The organism is Petralouisia muris, from assembly GCF_004793545.1.
GTDB classification, from domain to species: Bacteria; Bacillota; Clostridia; order Lachnospirales; family Lachnospiraceae; genus Petralouisia; species Petralouisia muris.
The window spans coordinates 1-1657 of sequence record NZ_SRYA01000198.1 but is presented as its reverse complement, the minus strand read 5'-3'; the positions used below and the strand labels follow the sequence as shown (position 1 = coordinate 1657).

Sequence of the window (1657 nt, the reverse complement as noted above, 5' to 3'; positions counted from 1 at the left end):
CCGAAAGCACAAAATATACGTTCGGCAGTGCGACGCCGTTGCCCCACATTTTATACTCGGCACTGTCGGAATGCGGGTCTTTCAGCCACTTGGTGATCTGCTTATCCGTCTTTGGTTTCGTGGAAGTCCCCGCAATCTTCCGGTGGGTCTCAAAGACCTCCCTCCAGAACACTAAATCTTCCTCGGTAGGTTCTTCCGTGCCAAGCCCGCCGCACCACCAGTCCGGGAAGCCCTGCAGCCTCGCACATTCGGTCGGCGTCAGCCTCCGCACGATATACTCCGGCTCCACGATATGGTAATCCCCGCTGAACGCCTCCTGGTTCCCAAGCCACTGCTTGGAGCCCATGCTTGCGGAAAGTGTGCCGAACACTTCCTTGCCGGATGCGGTCTGCACATCGTTGATGACGGGAGGGTCCTTATAATCCGTAGCCACCAGCGTATTCGCCAGTTCCTTCTCCGCCCGCGTGAAATGGGAATTCTTACTGGTGCAGTAGGTCGGCTGCGCCACGGCGTGGCGGTCCGTTGCATCCAGCGTGAAGGAAACATCCTCATTGATGCCGCTGCCCTGCGGCCCGTTCCTGTCATCCCGACCGATCATGGAGCCCTGGAGGACAAAGGTCTGCATCTGCATATTCCGGGTAGCCATCAGCGCCCCGGACTTCCCCTGCAGGTCAATGACCTCGTCCCTCTGGTTGATGTGGAACACCGACATCCCTTCCGGCTCCACCACGGCAATCCCGCCTTGGTTGCATCCGGGATTCCCGCCATTGGCATCCAGCGTCCGTGAGGTTACCGCCTCATAGAATCCGCTGTGGGGATTGTCGGACTTCATGGCGTTGCTGTCCTTGGAGCAGATGCCGTAAGCCTGCACCACCAGTTCATTGCAGCGGCTTTCCCCTACATCAAAAGCATTCAGCGTGTTTGCCACCTTCCCGTCCTTCCACGCAGGCGCTTCTTCTGCGGAATGCGGACGTGTTCCCTTGCAGAACGGCACGAACACCGTCTGGTCATTGTTGCAGGAGAGCGTTGCCGATTTATCATCCTGTATGATTGGTCCCTTGCCGCCACCCTCACAGCCAGAGCGGATTTTCAGCGTCTTGGGCGTTTCCGCATCCATGACCATAGGTACATTCCCGCCGCCGGTCCCCATCTGGGAGGTCAGCGTCTGCACTTTCCCATCCCCTGACAGCTTCACGCGGCTGTCTGCCGGATGGTTTTCCAGGGCCACCGCCGCAGGAACTGTCCCGGCACGGAGCGTGGGCGAGGTTTCCTCTTCGTACCCAATCCCATGCGCCTTTGCGGAATGCTCCGTGCAGAAACCGGCCGCTTCCAGGACGCATGGGGGATGGTGCGCCTCCGCCCGAAGGGTGCAGGTCACTTCATCCGTCACATCCATCCGCTGCCCGCCCTGGTCGTTCAAGCAGACGCCGCCTGCCGCTCCAGCGCCTTCCGCAGCACCTCCGGCAGCTCCTTGCCACGCACGGAAGCCCTCCGCAGAATACCCAGACACGCCTTCGGACTCAAATAATACCTTTCCGGCACTCCCGCCTGCAAAATCTGCGACAAGGTAGATGCGTTTCCTTCGCTGGGGGATTCCCCAAAACTGGGCTAATGTAAAGCGAAAAATAATGTAAAGTCACCTCCTTAAATGCCGCAA

Annotated in this window: 2 protein-coding genes; both read right to left on the bottom strand. The window is 59.0% G+C overall.

Annotated elements, in window-relative coordinates; all coding sequences use genetic code 11:
• On the bottom strand, positions 1–1420 hold a 1420-nt coding region (locus E5329_RS30250), incomplete at its 3' end, for a DNA cytosine methyltransferase (protein ID WP_275443887.1).
• Positions 1417–1566, bottom strand: a complete 150-nt coding sequence (locus tag E5329_RS31420) for a hypothetical protein (protein ID WP_275443886.1) — start codon at positions 1564–1566, stop codon at positions 1417–1419. The genes E5329_RS31420 and E5329_RS30250, both read right to left, overlap by 4 nt.
• Positions 1567–1657: the final 91 nt, after the last annotated feature.